19 protein-coding genes and 2 pseudogenes are annotated in these 21,609 nt (G+C 42.4%); 15 read left to right on the top strand and 6 right to left on the bottom strand.

Going from position 1 to position 21,609, the window contains the following annotated elements:
• Positions 1-18: 18 nt before the first annotated feature.
• The gene (locus L0B17_RS02670) at positions 19-1,398 is read right to left on the bottom strand and encodes a sigma-54-dependent transcriptional regulator (RefSeq protein WP_235087394.1); all 1,380 of its coding nucleotides are present in this window, start codon (positions 1,396-1,398) and stop codon (positions 19-21) included.
• Positions 1,399-1,693: 295 nt separating this feature from the next.
• Between L0B17_RS02670 and L0B17_RS02665 the strand changes: the two genes are divergently transcribed.
• The 7 genes and pseudogenes from L0B17_RS02665 to mutM all read left to right on the top strand — a co-directional run bounded on the left by L0B17_RS02665 (position 1,694) and on the right by mutM (position 7,984).
• A complete protein-coding gene (locus tag L0B17_RS02665; protein WP_443019919.1) occupies positions 1,694-2,524 on the top strand; it encodes a substrate-binding domain-containing protein in 831 nt (276 codons plus the stop codon).
• Positions 2,524-3,230 (top strand): annotated as a pseudogene (locus L0B17_RS02660) (ABC transporter permease). Before L0B17_RS02665 ends, L0B17_RS02660 begins: the two are co-directional and overlap by 1 nt.
• Positions 3,230-3,994 carry an ABC transporter ATP-binding protein gene (locus tag L0B17_RS02655; RefSeq protein ID WP_443019918.1) on the top strand — a complete coding sequence of 255 codons (765 nt, stop codon included), beginning with the start codon at positions 3,230-3,232 and terminating at the stop codon, positions 3,992-3,994. The pseudogene L0B17_RS02660 and the gene L0B17_RS02655 overlap by 1 nt, the downstream one beginning before the upstream one ends.
• Positions 3,978-4,598 (top strand): molybdenum cofactor guanylyltransferase MobA, encoded by a 621-nt coding sequence (gene mobA / locus L0B17_RS02650; protein ID WP_235087389.1) that lies wholly within the window; start codon positions 3,978-3,980, stop codon positions 4,596-4,598. The genes L0B17_RS02655 and mobA overlap by 17 nt, the downstream gene beginning before the upstream one ends.
• 87 nt (positions 4,599-4,685) lie before the next feature.
• On the top strand, positions 4,686-6,515 hold the full coding sequence (locus L0B17_RS02645; protein WP_235087387.1) for a bifunctional molybdopterin-guanine dinucleotide biosynthesis adaptor protein MobB/molybdopterin molybdotransferase MoeA: 1,830 nt from the start codon (positions 4,686-4,688) through the stop codon (positions 6,513-6,515).
• A 149-nt stretch (positions 6,516-6,664) separates the two neighbouring features.
• Complete coding sequence (locus L0B17_RS02640; protein WP_235087385.1) at positions 6,665-7,117, top strand: hypothetical protein; 453 nt, start codon at positions 6,665-6,667, stop codon at positions 7,115-7,117.
• Between the two features lie 51 nt (positions 7,118-7,168).
• On the top strand, positions 7,169-7,984 hold the full coding sequence (mutM, locus tag L0B17_RS02635; RefSeq protein WP_235087383.1) for a bifunctional DNA-formamidopyrimidine glycosylase/DNA-(apurinic or apyrimidinic site) lyase: 816 nt from the start codon (positions 7,169-7,171) through the stop codon (positions 7,982-7,984).
• Positions 7,985-8,091: 107 nt separating this feature from the next.
• Here the strand turns inward: mutM and L0B17_RS18260 are convergent, their stop codons facing one another.
• From L0B17_RS18260 to coaD, 3 genes are all read right to left on the bottom strand, one after another.
• A complete protein-coding gene (locus L0B17_RS18260) occupies positions 8,092-8,229 on the bottom strand; it encodes a transposase domain-containing protein (protein ID WP_443019933.1) in 138 nt (45 codons plus the stop codon).
• Positions 8,230-8,481: 252 nt separating this feature from the next.
• Positions 8,482-9,975: a capsule assembly Wzi family protein gene (locus tag L0B17_RS02630; RefSeq protein ID WP_235087382.1), complete on the bottom strand. Its 1,494-nt coding sequence runs from the start codon at positions 9,973-9,975 to the stop codon at positions 8,482-8,484.
• Positions 9,976-9,991: 16 nt separating this feature from the next.
• Positions 9,992-10,489 (bottom strand): pantetheine-phosphate adenylyltransferase, encoded by a 498-nt coding sequence (gene coaD, locus L0B17_RS02625; protein WP_235087380.1) that lies wholly within the window; start codon positions 10,487-10,489, stop codon positions 9,992-9,994.
• 242 nt (positions 10,490-10,731) lie between these two features.
• On the opposite strand from coaD, the gene L0B17_RS02620 reads away from it, so the two are divergent.
• From L0B17_RS02620 to L0B17_RS02605, 4 genes and pseudogenes are all read left to right on the top strand, one after another.
• Entirely contained in the window at positions 10,732-11,034 is a 303-nt protein-coding gene (locus tag L0B17_RS02620) for a hypothetical protein (RefSeq protein ID WP_235087378.1), read from the top strand.
• Positions 11,035-11,219: 185 nt separating this feature from the next.
• On the top strand, positions 11,220-11,846 hold the full coding sequence (locus L0B17_RS02615; protein ID WP_235087377.1) for a YjbF family lipoprotein: 627 nt from the start codon (positions 11,220-11,222) through the stop codon (positions 11,844-11,846).
• A complete protein-coding gene (locus L0B17_RS02610; protein ID WP_235087375.1) occupies positions 11,843-12,619 on the top strand; it encodes a capsule biosynthesis GfcC family protein in 777 nt (258 codons plus the stop codon). Before L0B17_RS02615 ends, L0B17_RS02610 begins: the two co-directional genes overlap by 4 nt.
• 2 nt (positions 12,620-12,621) lie before the next feature.
• Positions 12,622-14,810 (top strand): annotated as a pseudogene (locus L0B17_RS02605) (YjbH domain-containing protein).
• A 201-nt stretch (positions 14,811-15,011) separates the two neighbouring features.
• Here L0B17_RS02605 and L0B17_RS02600 read toward each other — a convergent pair.
• Positions 15,012-16,043: a glycosyltransferase family 9 protein gene (locus L0B17_RS02600; protein ID WP_235087373.1), complete on the bottom strand. Its 1,032-nt coding sequence runs from the start codon at positions 16,041-16,043 to the stop codon at positions 15,012-15,014.
• 102 nt (positions 16,044-16,145) lie between these two features.
• Between L0B17_RS02600 and L0B17_RS02595 the strand changes: the two genes are divergently transcribed.
• Positions 16,146-16,880 (top strand): 3-deoxy-D-manno-octulosonic acid kinase, encoded by a 735-nt coding sequence (locus tag L0B17_RS02595; RefSeq protein WP_235087371.1) that lies wholly within the window; start codon positions 16,146-16,148, stop codon positions 16,878-16,880.
• A 55-nt stretch (positions 16,881-16,935) separates the two neighbouring features.
• Here L0B17_RS02595 and waaA read toward each other — a convergent pair whose 3' ends face one another.
• Entirely contained in the window at positions 16,936-18,201 is a 1,266-nt protein-coding gene (waaA, locus tag L0B17_RS02590; protein WP_235087369.1) for a lipid IV(A) 3-deoxy-D-manno-octulosonic acid transferase, read from the bottom strand.
• A gap of 134 nt (positions 18,202-18,335) precedes the next feature.
• Here waaA and L0B17_RS02585 point away from each other — a divergent pair, with 134 nt between their 5' ends.
• The 3 genes from L0B17_RS02585 to tdh all read left to right on the top strand — a co-directional run bounded on the left by L0B17_RS02585 (position 18,336) and on the right by tdh (position 21,536).
• On the top strand, positions 18,336-18,992 hold the full coding sequence (locus tag L0B17_RS02585; RefSeq protein WP_235087367.1) for a TetR/AcrR family transcriptional regulator: 657 nt from the start codon (positions 18,336-18,338) through the stop codon (positions 18,990-18,992).
• 280 nt (positions 18,993-19,272) lie between these two features.
• Positions 19,273-20,466 (top strand): glycine C-acetyltransferase, encoded by a 1,194-nt coding sequence (locus tag L0B17_RS02580; protein WP_235087365.1) that lies wholly within the window; start codon positions 19,273-19,275, stop codon positions 20,464-20,466.
• A 44-nt stretch (positions 20,467-20,510) separates the two neighbouring features.
• On the top strand, positions 20,511-21,536 hold the full coding sequence (gene tdh, locus L0B17_RS02575; protein WP_235087363.1) for an L-threonine 3-dehydrogenase: 1,026 nt from the start codon (positions 20,511-20,513) through the stop codon (positions 21,534-21,536).
• The last annotated feature ends 73 nt before the right edge of the window (positions 21,537-21,609 follow it).

Below are 21,609 nucleotides of genomic sequence, written 5' to 3'. Positions count from 1 at the left end.
GTTTAAAAAGAGACACGGTTAATCTTCCCCTTGCTCACCACTATTATCTTGACCGAGCCAATCTTTGTATTTTCTGTCTAAGGTTTTGCGTGAGACCCCTAAATCCCTTGCAGCAGCGGACTTATTGCCAGCATGTGAATCAACCACTTGTGTTACATGCTGCTTTTCAACATCTTTTAATGTCCAACTTAAAGGATAACCGTGATTGTCTAGGGTTTCTGCCAGTTCAGCTTTTTTCCAATATTCTGCCGGAGGCTTACCAAGTAAAATACATCGTTCAATCATATTCTTAAGCTCGCGGATATTACCTGGCCACTCATGTTGCTTTAACACTTGTAAATCTTCATGGCACCACAGCACAGGTTTAATGCCTAAGTCTTGTGATATCTGCACCGTAAAATGATGGGTTAATTCCACCACATCTTCAGGCCGAGCACGTAAAGGCGGTATTAAAATATTAAGCACATTTAAACGGTAATATAGATCTCGGCGAAAATGCCCTTTATCGACTTCTTCAATTAATAGTCGGTTGGTGGCCGCGACAACTCGTACATCAATTGCGACTTCTTTCTCACTGCCCACAGGGCGAATTGAACGCTGCTCTAGTACTCTTAATAATGCCGTTTGCATGTTCATTGGCATTTCACCAATTTCATCTAAAAAAATGGTGCCACCGGAGGCAAAACTAAATAACCCTTCCCGAGAGTTTTTTGCTCCAGTAAATGACCCCGCTATATGACCAAACAATTCACTGGCTAATAGCTCTGGCGCAATAGCACCACAGTTTACTGGTACAAACGGACCTGTTCGTCCACTTAATTGATGCAACTGACGCGCGACCAACTCTTTACCTGTACCAGACTCACCTTCAATTAACACCACAGCATGAGTCGGCGCCACACGGCTTATCACTTGCTTTACTTCGTTAATAGCGTCACTGCTGCCAATAATAGTAGAAGATTGCCCATGGGATAGCTGACGTTTTAGCATAAAGTTTTCACGCTTTAGTAAACGTTTTTCAATACAACGATCGACAGCTGTCATCATTTGTTCAAGGTGAAACGGCTTCATAATGAAGTCTGATGCGCCCGCTCGCAATGCTCTAATCGCCACATCCATATCGGCATAACCCGTCATAAAAATAATATCGGATTGACGGTCTGTATCATCTAATGCTTCATGCCATTCAATGCCTGAACGATCGGGTAGTCGAATATCGACGATTAACAAATCAAAATGACCTTGGCTACGAAGTTGCTCTGCCTCTGCAATACTTGATGCGGTTTCGACTAACGCAAATTTTTTCAACATAGCTTTAGTTAAAAAGCTGCGCATTCCAGGTTCATCGTCAACAATTAAAACCGACATACTGGTATTCACGCTTACTGCTATGCTCATGATCACTCCAATTGGACATTTTGACTCAACATGGCGCTACTTTAGCACTCAAGGATACAAACTAGGTCAGGATGAACCACCAAAAAGTGATCTTGAGACAATTTGTCTTAGGTGTTTTTAATCACAGTGGGATCTGCTTCACATATTAAGCTTTTGCCGTGAACTGAATTTGCACATTATTCAATTGGCATTTAACTTGCTTAACAGTAGAGCTGTATTAACGGTTACAAAACCGAGTCTTACAACCTCCAGTAATGGATTATGCAATTTCATCGCAGTTTAAAAGGATAATTTAATGTTAAAGCAAATCGCAGGGATTACGGCATCATTTAGCGTGATGGCTAGCTTGGTTTTTAGTCCATTATTGCAAGCGCATGAGCATCAAAGTCATGGCGTAATAAAATTAGCCACCACCACCAGCACTGAAAATTCGGGGTTATTAAGTGCACTATTACCTAGGTTTGAAAAACAGTCAGGCTACTCGGTACAGGTCATAGCAACAGGCACGGGCCAGGCAATTAAACTCGCCAGCCAAGGCGATGTTGATATTGTAATGACCCATGCTCCAGCAGCTGAAGCAAAATTTGTCGCTGACGGTTATGGCATTCAACCCCGCGGCATTATGGAGAATGATTTTGTAGTCTTAGGCCCTAAAAATGATCCTGCTGGCGTGCACGATGCTAAAAGCGTTATTCAGGCATTTGAACGTATCGCGGCTAAGCCAAGCACGTTTATCTCCCGCGGCGATAACTCTGGCACACATATGAAAGAGTTACAAATTTGGCAACAAACTAACGTAAAGCCTGATTTTGCAGGCTATACTTCGATAGGCCAAGGCATGGGTAAAACCCTATTAATGGCAAATGAATTACAAGCTTATACGCTAACAGATCGTGGTACATTTGTGGCTTACAAAGCAAAGTTGGAGTTAACTATTAGCTTTGAAGGCGGTGCGGAATTAGCCAATCCATATCAAGTTATGTTGATTAACCCGACTAAATACCCTGAACTGAACCATAAAGGTGCACAAGCATTAAGTGACTGGTTAATCAGCCCTGCGACACAAAAAATGATTAATGAGTTCACCGTGCAAGGAGAGCAATTGTTTAAGGCAACGTATAAATAATGAGTGAAGGCTGGTTAGCCCTTTTACAGCAAGCATTTAGCTTGCTGCTCTCTTTGACCCCGATGTGTGGTCAATTATTCATGTGTCTTTCTCCGTCTCGTTCGCGGCGCTATTGATCACGCTAATACCTTCTATCATGCTGGGTTTTTTGCTGGCTTTCACTCACTTCCCTGGCCGCTGGATTGTCACTAACTTAGTGCAAACTTTGCAATCCATCCCCACGGTTGTTATTGGGTTGTTAGTGTACTTACTACTGACCCGTAACGGTGTTATGGGCGATTTAAAATGGTTGTTTAGCCAAAATGGGATGATTTTTGGTCAAATGCTAATTTGCGCTCCTGTGTTAATCGCTTTATCACAAGCTGCCTTTACCAGCGTCGACCGCCAGGCATGGGAAACCTCACGCACATTAGGTGCTAACTGGTTACACGCTATTTGGACTGTATGCCGAGAGTTACGAGCGGCATTATTGCTTGCGGTTGTTGCGGCATTTAGTCGAATTCTGACTGAAGTTGGGTGTTCAATGATGGTGGGTGGCAATATTATGCATGTCACCCGCAATATTCCTACCGCTATTGCTTTAGAAACCAGCAAGGGCGATTTTGCCCAGGCTATTGCATTGGGTTTAGTCTTACTTATTTTGGCGTTAGTGTTAAATTTTTCCCTGGGCTCATTACGGGGTAAAGCCCTGCCGAGGAGTCATTAATGAACCGCCAAAAACCGCCAACTGACTCAGTAACGACAACCGTAAAAGCGACGATCAATGCCACTGATGTATCGATGCGATTTGATCAAAAAACACTTTTTAGCGTAAATGAATTGCATTTTACCCAAGGGGATGTGATTTATTTACAGGGGGATAATGGTTCAGGAAAATCGACATTAATGAAAATTCTGGCGGGATTAATATCTCCTTCGCAAGGATCCATTAATAGCCAAGGTTTTAATAAACCAGCCTGGTGGCAAGCAGACTCTTTACTGGGTAAAGCTGTATATTTGCACCAACACCCTTACTTATTTGATGGCAGTGTGCAATACAATTTAACCTACGGGTTAACGATAAGACAAACTCGCTCACCAGCCATACAGCAACGCTTGCTTCAGGCAATAAAAATGGCTCATCTTACCGACTTGATGCGCCATTGTTCCAGTGAGTTGTCAGGCGGTGAACGCCAACGGCTAGCGATTGCTAGAGCGTGGATCTGTCAGCCTAAATTACTCATGCTCGATGAACCTATTTCTAATATGGACAAGCATTCTCAACGCCTTGTGCTTGCCATGATCAATCAGCTTAAATCAGAAGGGACGGGGTTACTTATTAGCAGTCATCAAACCTGTGGCTTGACAGCTTTATGCCAGCAGCATTGGCATATTACACAAAATGTTGTACACACAAGCCAGCATGTGCCCAATTTAGATACTCAACAAGATCACTCTGTTATGGAATCACAATATGTCATTGCCAACTGAACACCAACCCACTCTTGAAGCCGTTATTCTTGCCGGCGGCATGGCTAGGCGTATGGGCGGAGAAGATAAAGGCTTAGTCGAGTTAAACAACCAGCCGATGATTAGTCATACGATTAATAGATTAGCACCACAAGTGCAGCGCATTATGATTAATGCCAATCGTAATCAACAACGTTATGCTGAATTCGGTTACCTGGTGATGAGTGATATTGACTCTGGATACTTAGGCCCTTTAGCAGGCATGATCACCGCGATGGGACATACTCAAGCAGACTTATTATTAGTGGTGCCCTGTGACAGCCCATTATTACCACATGATTTAGCCAGTAGAATGTTAGCCACTATGCAGCAGACCGGCGCAGAGCTGGTTGTGGCTAGCGATGGCATACGTGAACAACCTGTGGTGTTATTACTTAAGCCAAGTTTACGTGATTCCATGAAAGCATTTTTAGATGCCGGTGAACGTAAAATCGATTTTTGGTACGCCAAACATCACTATGAAGTGACCAGCTTTGCTGATCAGCCTAACGCATTTATCAATGTGAATACCCCAGAACAAAAACAACAACTCGCCGAGCAACTTGCAGAACCATTAGTCGAGTAACTTGCCAGCTATTAGGCAAGTTATGAGTAGTATTATTAGTCAAATTATTAGGCAAAAACTAGCACAGTTTTTCAATTAGAGGTCATTATGTCTTCCGTTTTTAATAATCCACTGTCTATCCCTGTTCTTGGTTTTTGTGCATACAGTGGCACCGGTAAAACTACGCTACTGAAACAGCTTATTCCTGAACTTAATCGTCGCGGGCTTCGTTTAGCGGTGATCAAGCATGCCCATCATAATTTTGATGTCGATATTCCTGGTAAAGACAGCTATGAAATGCGCAAGGCAGGTGCTAAGCAAGTGCTTGTTGCCTCCCATGTTCGCTGGGCGTTAATGACAGAAGATGCTTTAGATACTGATCCAAGCTTACCGCATCTACTTAAACAAATTGAAACGGATAAAGTCGATATTGTCTTAGTCGAAGGTTTTAAAAAACTGGCCTTGCCTAAAATTGAATTACATCGCGCTGCACATGGCAAACCTTTGATCCATACCCATGATGACAATATTGTTGCTATTGCCTGCTGCAATGACACACAAACCCTGGCTGAAATGACTCGCCTAGATCTCAACAATATCACCCAGATTGCTGATTTTGTGGTGCAATACCAACAAAGCTGGCAAGCAAAACCTGTCGCGTTACCCATTGACACTATAACGGCCCTAATACCAAGTGAAGGCCAGCAAGGGCTTTCGGTCGCCCAAGGCATTAACCACATTCTTAGCCAAGTTACCCCGCTTATTGCAACTGAATTAGTCGATTTAGACGAACTGGATAACCGCGTGTTAGCCAGTGATTGTATCTCTCCGGTTAATGTTCCGCAGCAAACTAATTCGGCTATGGACGGTTACGGATTTGCCTATCAGGATATCGCATCTGCTAAGCCACTCACCATAGTTGCTGAGGTGCTAGCAGGCCATGGCTATAATAAAGCAGTAAAATCGGGAGAAGCGGTAAGAATTATGACCGGCGCGCCAACCCCACAAGGGGTCGATACCATTCAACCTCGGGAGCTGTGCGACATTCAAGATAACCAATTAACGCTGCTAGAAACCACTAATATTAAGCTAGGTCAACATGTGCGTTTGGCGGGTGAAGACATTGCTATTAATGATGTAGCCTTAAGCAAAGGAACCCGTTTAGGCGCAGCAGAACTGGGGTTGTTAGCCTCGCTAGGCTATCACCAAGTACAGGTAATTAATGCCCCGACAGTGGCGGTTTTTTCAACGGGTGATGAAGTCAGCCAGCCAGGTGAAACCCTTAAGCCAAATTGTATTTACGACTCTAACCGCTACACCATCAAAGCGATGGCACGAAAGTTAGGCTGCAACATTATCGATTTAGGCATTATTGAAGATAATGAACAGGCACTGACCACCGCTTTACTGCAGGCCTCTGAACAAGCAGATATTGTGATCAGCTCTGGTGGCGTGTCAGTAGGCAATGCCGATTACATTAAAACCGTACTGGCTAAAATTGGTCAAATTAACTTTTGGCGCATCAATATGCGCCCAGGTAGACCGCTTGCGGTAGGTAAAATCAATAACAGTTTGTTCTTCGGTTTACCGGGAAATCCTGTCGCTGTTATGGTGTCATTTTTACAATTCGTTCAGCCAGCATTACGCAAATTAGCGGGTGAGCATTCACTGGCTGAAGAACAACAGTGGCAACCTAATTATATGCCTGCAATTGCCGATGAATTTTTACGCAGTAAAACAGGCCGCACTGAATTCTTACGCGGGTTTTATCATATTGCTGCTGACGGACAAGTCCATGTTATTTCAAACGGTGCTCAAGGTTCTGGCATGCTAAGTTCGATGGTTACCGCTAACTGCTTGATTGTCATAGGTGAGGTCGATGAACATATCGCCAAGGGAGAGCATGTTTTTATTCAACCTTTTGCAGCGGCGCTTTAATCTACTAAAGCAGTAAAACAAGAGGTGCAGATATTACTACAATCATGCAGGTGATTACTTTTATCTCCTGCGCTTCCTCTTTGAGGTTAGTTAGTATTTCTCACCATAGATGATAAACTCAAATAACGTTTCATTACCCTGTTGAGCTTATGGCTTTATCACGTAAAAAATGGAATACCATTATTATTCTCGTCACAGCAATAATGATTACTGTACTGAGCTTTATTAATAGTAAAACCGAACAAGTACCAGTTGATGCTATGCCATTGTTTGACAGTAGCTTACCGTTAAAGCAACTGCATATTAATAAGCAATGGCTTGCTGACTCTCAAGGTCAATGGCAGTGTTCTGATGGCGTCCTTAACTGCCAGAAATGGGCTGCTGCTTGGCAAAACATTGCTATAACGGCATTACAAGTTGACCCCATACATACCTCAAAGCCTATCAAGGTTGCTTTTGCCATTGCCAATATTGACGAACCCCTTGTGTGGCAGCTATTCACTGAGGAAGGTTTATTGCTATCACCTGGAGGCAATTGGTATAAAATCCCCCCAAGTTTACGCGCTGATCTATTGCCCATCATCAAGGTAAAATCCCGCTGAGCAGCAAATGAATAATTGTAAATGACCCACCCTAAGAGAGATTGCTAAGCCATGCCAGAATTACCAGAAGTAGAAGTCACCCGCCAAGGTGTCAGCCCTTTCCTTGTTGATCAGACTGTTGACCAGTTAATTGTCCGCAATAGCTCATTACGTTGGCCAGTGCCTGATGTGGCGCAAAACATTGTTGGTCAAACAATTAACAGCGTGCGTCGCCAGGCTAAGTATCTACTCATAGATACCGATGCAGGCATCACTATTATACATTTAGGCATGTCTGGCAGTTTACGTATTTTACCGCGTAATACTCCGCCAGAAAAACATGACCATATCGATTTAATACTCAATAACGGTCGCATGCTTCGCTATAACGACCCCCGTCGCTTTGGTGCTTGGTTATGGTATGAATTACCTGAAGAAGCTCATCCGCTATTGTCTAAGTTGGGTCCTGAACCACTGAGCGATGCCTTTAATAATATCCAACTACAGACGGCACTAGCAGGTAAGAAAAAGGCCATTAAACTTTGTTTGATGGATAATCATATTGTCGTCGGAGTAGGTAATATTTATGCCAATGAAGCATTATTTGCGGCAGGAATTCACCCACAAACAGCGGCCGGTGATATAGATATTGAGCGGCTAATTATCTTAGTTAATGAGGTAAAATTAATTCTAGCGCATGCAATCAAACAAGGTGGCACAACGCTTAAAGATTTTACCAATGCCGATGGCAAACCTGGTTACTTTGCCCAAAAACTGCATGTATATGGCCGCGGCGGTCAAATCTGCACCGTCTGTGGCAATTTATTGAGCGAAATAAAATTAGGCCAGCGCACGACGGTTTTTTGCGGTGTGTGCCAAACACGATAACATAACCATTTGGCTTTACATTTTTAGGCTAGAAATGTTTAACCATCATTTGAAAGGCATTTTTTATACTTTGAGCTCCCAGCCTCTGTCTACCTTGAACAAGTGCGCTAGATGCAATAAGTTGTTTTGTACTTGGAAGTGTCAATTGCCTGGTTGGCTGAATCCCAAACGGATTGTTGTCTATAAAAACTCATTCCAATGACTGACCACATGACAGCCTCAAGCGGTAATCGACGTTTCCTGATAGTGGTTACGTCAGCGGTTTGGAAGGTCTGCTTAATGATATCTTCATCAAGTAAATAACCAAATTTGAAAGCGTTAGCATTTCGTGGTGATATTCAAAGGCGGTGCAAAAAGCTTGTTCTAAAGACATAAAAAACCCAACATCAGCAATGATATTGGGGTTTTTATGTCTTTACATGATCGGTTAACCGATTAATTTATTTCTTAACTGATCGGCATTAGCCACTTGGCTCTTTTTATTTGTTCATCATAGTTTAAAATCGATATTCATAGGCTGAAAAAATACTTGCCTGTGAATCATCTTCTTCAATGTCATAAGTAGAGTTCGACACACTGCCTCCTAAGGTCAACATCCCCTTAAATATCGGTAAACGATATGATAACTCAAGCATGATAAGATCTTCTTTCAAAGGCTGCGGTGACCATTCACTGGCTATGTTTTCACCATCATTATTAAGTTGAGCGTAGCGTAGTATAGAGGTGAAACCATGACTATTTTGAAATTGGCCAACCAAGCCTAGCACCGCCACTTTAGCATCACTTTCATAGGTGCTACCGAGTGCGCGACCATAATAACGAGAGCCGCTTTTATAGGTTGAGTGTTCGTAAAAACAGTTATACAAACCTTCTTTACCACAATTAACCTTAGTATCTGAATACTCTATAAATAATTTATACTGTTGTTTTGAAAAGTTAAATCGGCTATCAACGCCCACCATCTGCCCGCAATCGGCCATGGTCCAAGAGTCGCCGGAGGCATTTTCACAAGTTCGCTCCAAGTACAACCCCACTGGTACGTTAAACCAGGTATCTGCATAACGAGCATCAAATCCTGTCATTTGATTCGTATTCGAGACACACTCGCTATTATCGCTTGCCCCCATTTGGCAATCTTTAGGGTTAGTTATCGATTCAATTGCACTTTCTACACTGCATTCTTGGCCTTCACCACAAAACTGCGTTGTCCAAGATAAACCAAGCTCTAACTGTTTTAATGGTTTAATACCAGCTCGTAAGCTCCACTGCAAGGCATTGGAAGCATAACGTTCTTGCTCTGACAAACTCACCCCAGCATTTAGAGTCCATTGGCCTAACCATGATAATAGCGGGGTTTCAAATGCTTGTGGATTATGACGACTGATCATTAATGAAGACATAGGTCTTGCATTAGTCGACATATGTAAAGCGGAATCAAAACCTGGCCCCCACCATTGCGCCACAGTCCCGAAGGTTGTCACCCAATTACCTAATATTAATGCGACATAATTATCATCAAAGCGAACTTCTTTATCATCTAGAGGATCATATACCGCAGAGGCGCTAAGTTTATACGCTATGCGGTCGCCCATATATTCATTCGAAGCTTGTAATTGCCCTTTTTCTCGATAATCAGACCCAAAATGCTGAAAACGAGCAGCATCAGATGCTGCAGAGACTTTAATTGCGGTATTAGCGCGGTTATTAACCGCATTTTGATAATAAAAATTAACTCGTGCGTAAGCACTTACGATATTTTCAGCAAACAAAGCAGGCTCTGCTTTTGCTAAGTCGTTACCAATACCAGCCCACATTAATGGGTAGGTATTAATAGGCACATTAATAACCCCAGCATCAGCAAGTGTTTGAATATCTGCTCGCAGATAAATATCTGAAGTATCTACCCAAGGTGCAGCTTGAGCCAACTGACAAGCAAATAATGCACTAAAACCAATTGCTGCCACTTTCGTGGTATTAAATCCTTTTGTCATGGCTGACTTACCCTTGTTATTTTGCAACGTTAGTTTTTACCATTTTATGTTTAAGTGCGGCAGCGACTTCTGGGTGTACAAACTGACTCACATCACCGCCGTGTAACGCCACTTCTTTTACTAAGGTCGATGATATAAACGAATTTTCTTCTGCTGGAGTTAAAAAAACTGACTCTAAATCAGGGCTTAAACGCCGATTCATGTTAGCAAGCTGGAATTCATATTCAAAGTCAGACACAGCACGCAAGCCTCGAACCAACACACTGGCTTGTTGCTCTTTAGCAAAATCAACCAACAGCCCAGTAAATCCCACCACTTCAACATTATCTAAGTGTGCTGTAACCAAGTTAACCTGCGCCACCCGTTCTTCCAAAGAAAACCTAGGCTGCTTAGAAGGATTAGAAGCGATACCTATTATGACATGCTTAAATAAACGCGCCGCACGCTCAATTAAATCAGCATGGCCATTAGTGACAGGATCAAACGTACCAGGGTAAATTGCTCTTCTGTGCATAATTGATAGTCTTAAGGAGATATTTCCAACGATTTTATCAGTTATAGGCATCCCAACAAACTTATCAATGATAATTAACGAAACAATTTTTGTAAAAAATCATAAAACCGTGTAAATTTACCATTCGATAGGGCTGAATATTAATTGAGCAATTATGTCGAATTATATATGGATGTAGGTCGGTTATGTGCTAATATTCCATCAGGTTTGTTTGAATTATTTTTTATGGGAAGACTTTGAATATGAAAAAATCAGCTATCGCGTTATCAATTGCTTTATTAACAATCGGTTCAGCTTCTGCAACTACTGCTGACACTGGTACTGCTACGACCACAACAACTACGACTACGGGTGCAACTCTTACAACTGGAGGATTGGTTGTAGGTAGTGCTCTTGCTGTTGCTGGTATTGTAACCGTAACACAAGACAATGCTGCTGAAGATACCAATCCAGGTACTGGTACTACTCCAGGTACTGGCACTGGTACAACAACATCTAGCACTGGTACTGGTACTGGCACGACAACAACTTCAGTATCAAACTAATTAGTTTTGCTGTACTAAAAGCACATTTTTTAATGTGCTTTTTTATTTTCTTTTTTTAGCCATCATCTTAAAGCTTAAGGAATTGAGCTCGTATGCATCCGACTTTCAATAACAAAGCCTTGTCATTTATTATCACCATCTTGGCACTCACAGGCTGTACCAATTCGGTTATGCAGGTGGGATCAATGCTAAAAGAAAGCGTTGTCGGCCTACCTAGTGATAATATTCCGGCAAGTGAAATAGCAAGCAGCCCATATTCGAGTGTGTACGTTACTATTAACGATGCACATCAAGCCTATGTTTTATTAGCGTTAGCCGAAGCACCACAAACACTTCCATCCACTCAATTTACCCCACAGAATGCAGAGTTAAAATGGATCTCATCTGATGCAGGTATGTTAGTTACCCGCAATAGCCGCTTATTAAAAACCGTCAATCTTTATGATGGCAACAGGGTGAGTTTAAGTAGCGATCAAACAGATCCTATTGCATTAGGACTGCATTTAGCCAGTACCCCCTTACAATGGCAAAGCACTATTGATTGGCAGCCAGGTTACCACATTAATTATCCACAGCACTCGATATTTACTTTTATCGCCGATGAAACATTATCGATTAATGACAAACCTGTATTAGTTAAAAAATTTAATGAACACGTCGTTGTTAGCAATTTGAATATGGAATATACCAATCAATTCTGGGTCGATAGCACCACAGGATTAGTGCTGAAAAGTCGTCAAAAAATTGCGCCTAATTTGCCATATATCGATATCACCCTGTTAAAACCATACGGTTTTGGAGACGCTAAATGAAGTCTTTCATTCAATTATGCTTGGTGTTTGTGGTAGCTTTTTCACAAAATATCAATGCAAGCACTTCAATTACGGTTAAACAGTCAATTACGGCACAGGAATCTCTGACACTGCTGTATGAGCAGTCGCCTAGACTGGTACAGGTTATCCAAGATAGCTTATTAAACAGTGACCAACTAGCCATAAAACAACAGCCCAAGGCTATTTATTGGTTATCAGCTGGGCTGTACGACTCTAAAACGGCAGTTCAATTTCAACAAAAACAGCAGAAAATACTGAATTCACTCAAAACTCAATATGCTGACATGGGTCATCCGCAAAATATTAGTGCATTAAAAACACTGTCCTCATGGGTACATAAGAGCCACTTCATTAAGCGAGAATTTATTCCACTTGATTTCGATACCATTCGATTAAAAAAAGCACTAAACCCTCTGCTTGCTGGCAAATATTTACTGACTTTACCAACAAAACCAGACTATGTATTGGTACTCGGTGCTGTAGAGAAAAACGGCCCATTACCATTTAAAGCGAATCAACAAGCCACAGCCTATATTGATTTGGCTATGCCAATTAATGACTCCGAAAATAGTTTTGCTTGGCTTATTCAGCCTGACGGTAAAGTAGAACGTTATCCAATTGCTTATTGGAATCAACATCACATTGATATTGCACCTGGCGCGATTATTTATTTAAACTTTCAAGGTGTGAGAGATAACGAGCCAGAGTTAAATAGTGCAATACTTGAATTACTAAGACATTGGGTACGTTAATCATGAGTCATGTAAAACAGACTGCTTATTTCTTTCTTGCTATCCCGTTAATAATCAGTGGTATAGCTATCTCTTTTCAAGCGAAAAGTGATAAATTTGCAACCATTAAACTGACCCCATCACAGAATGATTTTGGCGGCGTTGGTTTAATTCAAATGCCAACAGGCAGAATGGCACCAGAAGGCGAGTTTAACGTCAACGCCACCTTCAATGAAGACTACTACCACGGCGCCTTATCACTGCAACTTTTCCCTGGTTAGAAACGACCATTAGATACACTCAAGTCCCTGATGTACTGTACAGTGATGACCCCAGCTTTAGTGGCGACACTTATTACACAGATAAAGGTATTGACGTAAAGCTGCGCTTACTTGAAGAAAGCTATTGGATACCTGAAACATCTATAGGCTTACGTGACATTGGTGGTACAGGGTTATTTGACAGTGAATTTATTGCTATGACCAAAGCCTTTGGTCCTTTTGATGCCACTATTGGTATCGGCTGGGGCTATATTGGTAATAGTGGTAATTTAATTGACACCGATAAATCATCATCTGACGATTGTAATCGCAGTACTGGTTACAAAGGTACGGGTGGCAGTATTGACTTTGACCGTTGGTTTAAAGGTTGTAGTGCTATTTTTGCAGGGATTGAGTACCAAACCCCTTGGGACCCTTTGCGCTTAAAGGTAGAGTATGACGGTAATGATTACTTGTCTGATTTCCCTGCAGTTCGAACCGGCGTGCCAATACAACAAGACAGCCCGATTAACTATGGTGTCCTATATAAGGCTGGTAATTGGGGGGACTTTAAACTCAGTTACGAACGTGGTAATACCTGGACATTAGGCTTTAGCTTAGCCACCAATTTTAATACGCTTAAATCTCACTGGCGTGACACACCAAAACCTGCGATTGAAGATAAACCAGATACCGCAGACCGCAAAGTCGATTTACCTGAATTGAATAAGCAACTTGCTTTTGATGCAGGATATAAAGGCGCTAAGATTTATATTAAGAATGATCAAGTCACTGTTGTTGCGACGCAAACTAAATATCGTGATAGAAAGCACGCTCACGATCAAGCGGGTCGCATTTTAGCCAATCAATTTCCTGAAGCTAAAATATTCAATATTATTGAAGAAGCAGGTCATTTACCCACTACAGAAACGCGTATTGATGCCAAGCAGTTTAAAGCGGCTGCAAGATATGATTATATTGATGCCGATATCAAAGATAGCATTACAGTAGTTGAGCCTAGCTTGCCAACAGAAAAAGCTGATTGGCAGACTGAAGATCAGTGGAACTTTGGTTTTGCACCTAAGCTTGCGCAGTCTTTTGGTGGTTCAGAAAACTTTTATATGTACAACATTGGCCTTAATGGTTCTGCCAGTCGCTGGTTAACCGAGCATATTGAAGTCGGCGGTTCAATGTATATCAATATACTTGATAACTATGACCAATTTAAATACAAAACACCGCCTGATGGAACTGACTTAAAACGAGTCAGAACGTTAGTAAGACAGTATGTTTCAGACACTCCTGTTCGAGTCGATAATCTGCAACTCACCTGGTTAGATAAAGTCAGTGAGAATATTTATGCCCAGGCTTATGTTGGCTATTTAGAAATGATGTTTGGTGGTGTCGGTGGAGAAGTACTTTACCGTCCATTAGACAGTGAGTGGGCTTTTGGGGTCGACGCTAACTATGTAAAGCAACGTGACCCTGATGATATATTTGGCTTCTTTGACGAAGAAATCAATTTTGATCCCGACTCAAATGCCTATTTCAGAGCACAAACAGGGACCTTTACCGGCCATGCTAGTGTGTACTATCAGCCAAAGTGGTTTGATGATGTGTCACTTAGAGTCAGCTATGGTCAATTCCTAGCAGAAGATCGTGGCGTCCAAGTTGAGCTGGCTAAACAGTTCCATAGTGGTGTGATTGTGGGAGCTTTTGCATCTAAAACAAACTTGTCTGCTGAGGAGTTTGGTGAAGGCAGCTTTACTAAAGGGTTTTATATCTCAATACCTTTTGATGCCCTATTTCCAAAACCAGTATCAAACCGCGGCAGTTTAGCTTGGCAGCCTTTGACTCGCGATGGCGGACAAAAGCTGAGTCGCAAATTTGAATTGTACGGCGGAACAGACGCTAGATCACCTTGGTTAAATAAACCTTCCAAGGCCAAGTAACAATTACTAGACAATAAAAAACGGGCAAAGTCTTTACTACTTTGCCCGTTTTTATATGCTCTTTCAGCACTCACGAGGTCAAATCAATTATTGGCAGATAAAATATTGGCTGAGCTAAACATTGACCACTAAGCTAATGTCATAATTGCGCGGTCAATTGAGCTCTAAAAAATGCCAACGCCACTCAAACGATTCAAATACCTAGCCGTTCAAACAATCAAATTGTTCAATAACTGCAGCAACCTCAATCATCGCCATTAAGTGCTCGCCTTTGGCTCTTTTTCCCCAAAGAATATGACCCTCCTGCACTTGTGCCGCTATAGCTTGTGGATAAACGCTAACGGTATGTTGACGATGAAAATAAGGCCCTGTTCTATCTGGGTTAGAGTGTGCATATAAACCAATAACGGCTGTGCCTTGAGTAACCGCCATATGTAATGGCCCAGTATCGGGTGCAAGTACCAGTTTAGCCAGTTTTAACACCGCAAGCAGTTGCGTTAAGGATGTTTTACCTACCTGGTTATCTAGTATGTGCTGGCTGTGTGATTGAATCGCATCCGCTAACTCTTTTTCTAGTTTTGTCGGACCACCACATAGCATTACCCTAAAGCCTTGCATTACGGCATAATCAGCGACAGCCGCATAGCGCTCTGGCAGCCAGTTACGCTCGGCTTTACTGGCTGCAGCGCAAATCACCAATACCTTATCATCACCAATAAGTTGTGAGGCAAAGTCGGTATCAGCTTGTGGAACAGGAATATGCCAACGAGGGGTTAAGTTGGCAACGCCAATCGCTTTGGCAAACCCCATAAAGCCGTCTAAAACATGCGGCGTTGCGAGCGGTTCTACCGCATGGTTAGTCACTAGCCATTGGCCCTCTTTGGCTCTAGCCTTATCAAAGCCAATACGAACCCTGGCTTTGATCATCAAGGAGGCAATAGTGGCCCTTAGCGCAACTTGCATATGCAACAGCACATCAAACTTTTGTCCGGCTAATGCTTTACGCAATACAGCATAACTTCGCCAACCTTGGGATTTATCAAATATGACAAACTTTACGCCTGGTAGATGCTGTAATAACTGATATTCCACCTTGCCAATTATCCAGGTAATGCTTAGCTCAGGATATTCTCGCTGAATCGCTTGCACCATAGCCACGGCGTGACATACATCGCCAATGGCTGATAACCTTAAAAGGCATAATGATTTCATCTTGCTAGGGTCAAACTTCATGGGTGTCCAATGTAAGAGTAAGCAAGCGAAGTTGCCAGTGAGTGCAAGTGAGTGATCTTAAGGTATAATGCCCTTTTGATCTAGCAGGGTTATTAAGTATTCATGCAGTTAAAATCCATACCCAAGGGCGTTATTGTTTGGTGCCAACCATCGGCAGCACAATTAACTGTCGACAGCTTCACCGTTGAGCATTGGCAAGCTAAAGATGCGGTAGTGGGTCAGTCGAAGGGGCGCTACACCACTTGGTTTGTACAAACCGGTACTGAACACTTAAAGCAACAGTGGGTATTACGTCATTATTGGCGTGGTGGATTAATGGAAAAGTTTAGTCGTGATGCTTATGTTTATACTGGATTAGCTCGCACTCGTGCCTATACCGAATTAGCGTTATTAGACCTACTTTATCAAGAAGGTTTTGCGGTACCTAATCCCATTGCAGCAAAAATTGAACGTTTTGGCTTGTGGTATCGTGCAGATATTATTATTGAGCGCGTCGCTGGCGCTAAAGATTTGGTGGCTTATTTAGCGAATCAACCGCTTAGTGACGCTAATTGGTTCTCATTGGGCGAAACCATTGCTAAGTTTCATCTGCGTGGCGTGTATCACGCTGACCTTAACGCGAAAAACATTTTAATCTCTGGTGAGTCATTCTCGTTAATTGATTTTGACCGCGGTGAAATAAGACTACCTAATAAGCAATGGCAACAGGCTAATTTACAACGATTATTACGCTCATTTAACAAAGAGCAAACTAAGCAACCAGCCTTACCATTCACCACAGAAAACTGGCAACAATTACTACTAGGCTATCAAACGTTAAATTCGATTGGACTGTAAATTAAGCGTTAATAACATAAACCAACAACAATCATTAAGCCTCTGATAGTGCATTTTAGTGCATTAATAACTGCGCGATTAGCGTATGTTGTTTTTCAAGCGCACCTTTATTTTGCTCAACGACATCACGAGCGGCTTGCACCGCTTGCTCATAGTCTTGTTGATGTTCAAAAAAGTGCATTAATGTATTGCCAAGCTCATCAGCATTGGCTACCACTTTAAGGCCGCCAGCCTGTTCTAGCAGCGCTGTAATTTCGGCGAAATCCCAATGGTTAGGACCAACAGTGACTGACAGCCCCATTGCGGCCGGTTCAAGTGGGTTGTGCCCCCCGCTCTTAATTAGCGTCCCGCCCACAAAAGCTTGGTCTGCTACGCCATATAACATCAGCAACTCCCCCATAGTGTCGCCAAGCAAGACCTGAGTTTGTTCAACTACGCTATCATTCATACTACGGCGCGCTAATTGCAGCCCAGCTTGCGCAATGGTAATCGCGGCTAAATTAAATTGTTCAGGGTGACGCGGCGCCATAATTAATAAAGCTTGAGGGTATTGGGCTAGCAGTTGCTTATGTGCCGTTAATACCGCCTCAAACTCACCAGGATGAACACTGCCCGCTACCCAAATGGGAACTTGTTGACGCTGCCATTGTTGCCTTAACGCTTTAGCTTGCTGCTGCTTTTGCGGATCAATTTCGAGATCAAACTTTAAACTGCCGCACACATGCACAACTGCGGGGTCAACGCCTAATGAAGTAAACCGGCCTGCTTCTGTTTGAGTTTGCACCGCAATAGCACTTAATCGCTTTAACATAGGCTGAATTAACCATAACTTACTTTGGTACTTTTTCGCTGACTTGGCAGATAAACGCGCATTGGCCAGCACTAAGTTAACATGCTGTTTATCAGCAAAATATATTAAGTTTGGCCATAATTCGGTCTCCATAATGATCAACATTTTAGGTTGTGTCTGGCGTAAAAACCGCTTCACTGCGTAAGCAAAATCCAGCGGTAAGTAGCAATGCTGCACTTTATTACCAAATGCTTTGACCACTTCACTGGAACCGGTTGGGCTAGTAGTGGTGACGATAAACTTATACTCTGGGTAGGTTTTAATCAGCTTTTTGATTAACGGCACCGCGGCCAAAGTTTCGCCCATTGAGACACAATGCACCACCACATCGGCTTTTGCCCATTGGGTTAGACCAAAACGTTCGCTCCAACGACTGCGATAATCAACACTTTTATAAGCACGCACGCCAAAATAAATCACAACTAATGGAAACAAGAGGTAAAGAAATATCGAATACAGAATTCGGAACATTAATTGGCTACTTTTGAGATTTTTGCTTGTCAGATAAACACAATGTTAACATAATCATAATTCATAGGGATATGAACTCTCGATTATCATGTCGCCATAAGCGTAAATGACTTTTTGTTGAAATTGGAAATTGCATGAAAACCCGCGATAAAATTGTTTTTGCAAGTCTCGAACTGTTTAATGAGCACGGTGAACGTGCTACAACAACTAATCATATTGCAGCCCATTTAGGCATTAGCCCAGGTAATTTGTATTACCACTTCCGCAATAAAGAAGACATCATCAACTCTATATTCAGTTTGTATGAAAGTCATTTAGAGTCCAGGTTTAAGCCCTACGATGATATCCCGATTACAGTTGACTTACTGATTGGCTATTTTGATGCCATGTTTTACACTTTATGGCAGTTCCGCTTTATGTATGCCAACCTAGCCGATATTTTAAGTCGCGACGATGCACTTAAAAAGCGTTATTTGCATGCCCAGCAGCAGGTATTAAATCGCTCTAGTGATGTATTGCGCAAGCTGAAAAAAGACGGCATCTTAGCAGTTGAAGATGAGCGCATTATCGACTTAGCAGATACCATTAAAATGATGGTGAGTTTCTGGATTAGTTACCAGTTAACTCAAACCAGTATTGGCACAATAACTAAAGCCACTTTATACGATGGTTTATTACGGGTTATGATGATTTTCAAAGCTTATTCTACGCCCTCATCAATCGCGACATTTGACCGTTTAGAACGCCATTATCGTGACATAGCTAGTCAAGAGCGTGCCGCAGCTGCGTAAACTTACAACCATCACACAATAATGCTCAAACCCGCTACACTTGTATGCGGGTTGAGGGTATTTTCAATAACAATTCATTCATAATTCTGATTAGATTTTCTAATCAAAACACCTCAATTGCCCTAATCTTGTTAATGTTGCATTTACCACTATAAAAAACACTGTGGGACAACAAAAATACAGGTTAGAATGCCATCAACTCCAACTGACCAGCCCCGTGTAGACAGTTTTTACGCTGCGGTTTGGATTAGCATAATAACCAATATCTAGGAGATAAAAGGTGGCCTCAACCTCTTTCTATGACCGTATCAACCAACAAATTGCCGATGTGAAAACTGATGGCTTATATAAAAGTGAGCGTGTTATTGCTTCCGCACAGCAAACTGCGATTGAAGTAAATCATACTCAAGTCATTAATTTTTGTGCTAATAACTATCTAGGATTGGCTAACCATCCTGAACTTATCAAAGCAGCAAAAGCAGGCTTGGACAGCCATGGCTTTGGGATGGCTTCGGTACGTTTCATTTGTGGTACTCAAGATATTCATAAGCAATTAGAAGCAAGCTTAAGCAAATTTTTAGGCACTGAAGATACTATTTTGTACTCTTCTTGTTTTGATGCCAACGCCGGCTTATTCGAAACCTTATTAGATGCCGAAGATGCTATTGTGTCTGATGCACTTAACCATGCTTCAATCATTGACGGTGTGCGCTTATGTAAAGCGAAACGCTTCCGTTATGCCAATAATGATATGGCTGATTTAGAAGTCCAATTAAAAGCCGCTCAAGCCGCTGGTGCACGCAATATTTTGATTGCCACCGACGGTGTGTTTTCGATGGACGGCGTAATTGCCAATCTAAAAGGCGTATGTGATTTAGCCGATAAATACGGGGCATTAGTCATGGTCGATGACTCTCACGCCGTGGGCTTTATTGGTCAAAATGGCCGAGGGACACATGAGTACTGTGATGTGATGGACCGAGTGGACATCATTACTGGTACTTTAGGTAAAGCATTAGGTGGCGCATCTGGTGGCTTTACTGCCGCGAAAAAAGAAGTGGTTGAATGGTTACGCCAACGTTCACGCCCTTACTTATTTTCCAACTCTTTAGCCCCATCCATTGTCAGTGCGTCAATTCGCGTGCTTGAAATGCTCCAAACTGGGCAAAACTTGCGTGAAGCGGTATGGGAAAACAGCCGTTATTTCCGTGAGAAAATGACAGCCGCTGGCTTTACTTTAGGCGGCGCAGATCATGCCATTATTCCGGTGATGATTGGCGATGCCAAACTCGCCAGCGATTTCGCTAACCAGTTACTGGCGGAGCATATCTACGTGGTAGGTTTCTCATTCCCTGTGGTTCCTAAAGGACAAGCACGTATTCGCACCCAAATGTCAGCAGCACACACCCGTGAGCAATTAGACCATGCTATCAGTGCCTTTACCCGAATTGGTAAAGACATGGGCATTATTTGATCTTAGCCAAGACGACAACTGCTCGGAAATAATAGGTTATTAAGATGAAAGCACTAAGTAAATTAAAGCCTGAAGAAGGCATCTGGATGGTTGATGCACCAAAACCAGAAGTAGGTCATAACGACCTATTAATCAAAATTCGTAAAACCGCCATATGTGGCACTGACGTACATATTTATAAATGGGACGAATGGGCGCAAAAGACTATTCCTGTTCCTATGATTGCGGGTCATGAATATGTCGGTGAAGTAGTCGGCATGGGTCAAGAAGTACGCGGATTTGCTATTGGCGACCGCGTATCTGGTGAAGGCCACATTACCTGTGGTTATTGCCGAAACTGCCGAGGCGGTCGCACTCATTTATGTCGCAACACTTCAGGTGTGGGTGTAAACCGTGATGGCGCATTTGCTGAGTTTTTAGTATTGCCAGCATTTAACGCCTTTAAAATTCCAGCGGACATTCCGGATGAATTAGCGGCTATTTTTGACCCATTTGGTAACGCTGTTCACACCGCACTGTCATTTGATTTGGTTGGTGAAGATGTATTAATCACAGGTGCAGGCCCTATTGGCATTATGGCCGCAGCTGTGTGTAAGCATGTCGGTGCGCGTCATGTGGTGATTACCGATGTGAACGAATACCGCTTAGACTTGGCTCGTAAAATGGGGGTAACTCGCGCAGTAAACGTCGCCAAAGAAAACTTAAAAGATGTGATGAAAGATCTCGGCATGACCGAAGGCTTTGACGTCGGCTTAGAAATGTCTGGTGTTCCATCAGCATTCCACGCCATGTTAGACACCATGAACCACGGCGGAAAAATTGCCATGCTGGGTATTCCTGGTGGCGATATGGCTATTGACTGGAGCAAAGTCATTTTCAAAGGGTTAATCATCAAAGGCATCTACGGCCGCGAGATGTTTGAAACCTGGTATAAAATGGCCAGTTTAATTCAGTCGGGATTAGATCTGACGCCTATTATTACTCATCATTTCAGTATTGATGACTTCCAACAGGGCTTTGACGCCATGTGTTCAGGCCAGTCAGGAAAAGTGATTTTAAATTGGGACTAATTTAGGCATCGCCCTAAACCTAACTTAATATTCATACCAATAAGGGGTTGTATCAGTACAACCCCTTATTACA

This window comes from Shewanella sp. OMA3-2 (genome assembly GCF_021513195.1).
Classification (GTDB): Bacteria; Pseudomonadota; Gammaproteobacteria; order Enterobacterales; family Shewanellaceae; genus Shewanella.
The sequence above is the reverse complement of the archived record's forward strand: the minus strand, read 5'-3'. Positions and strand labels throughout refer to the sequence as shown.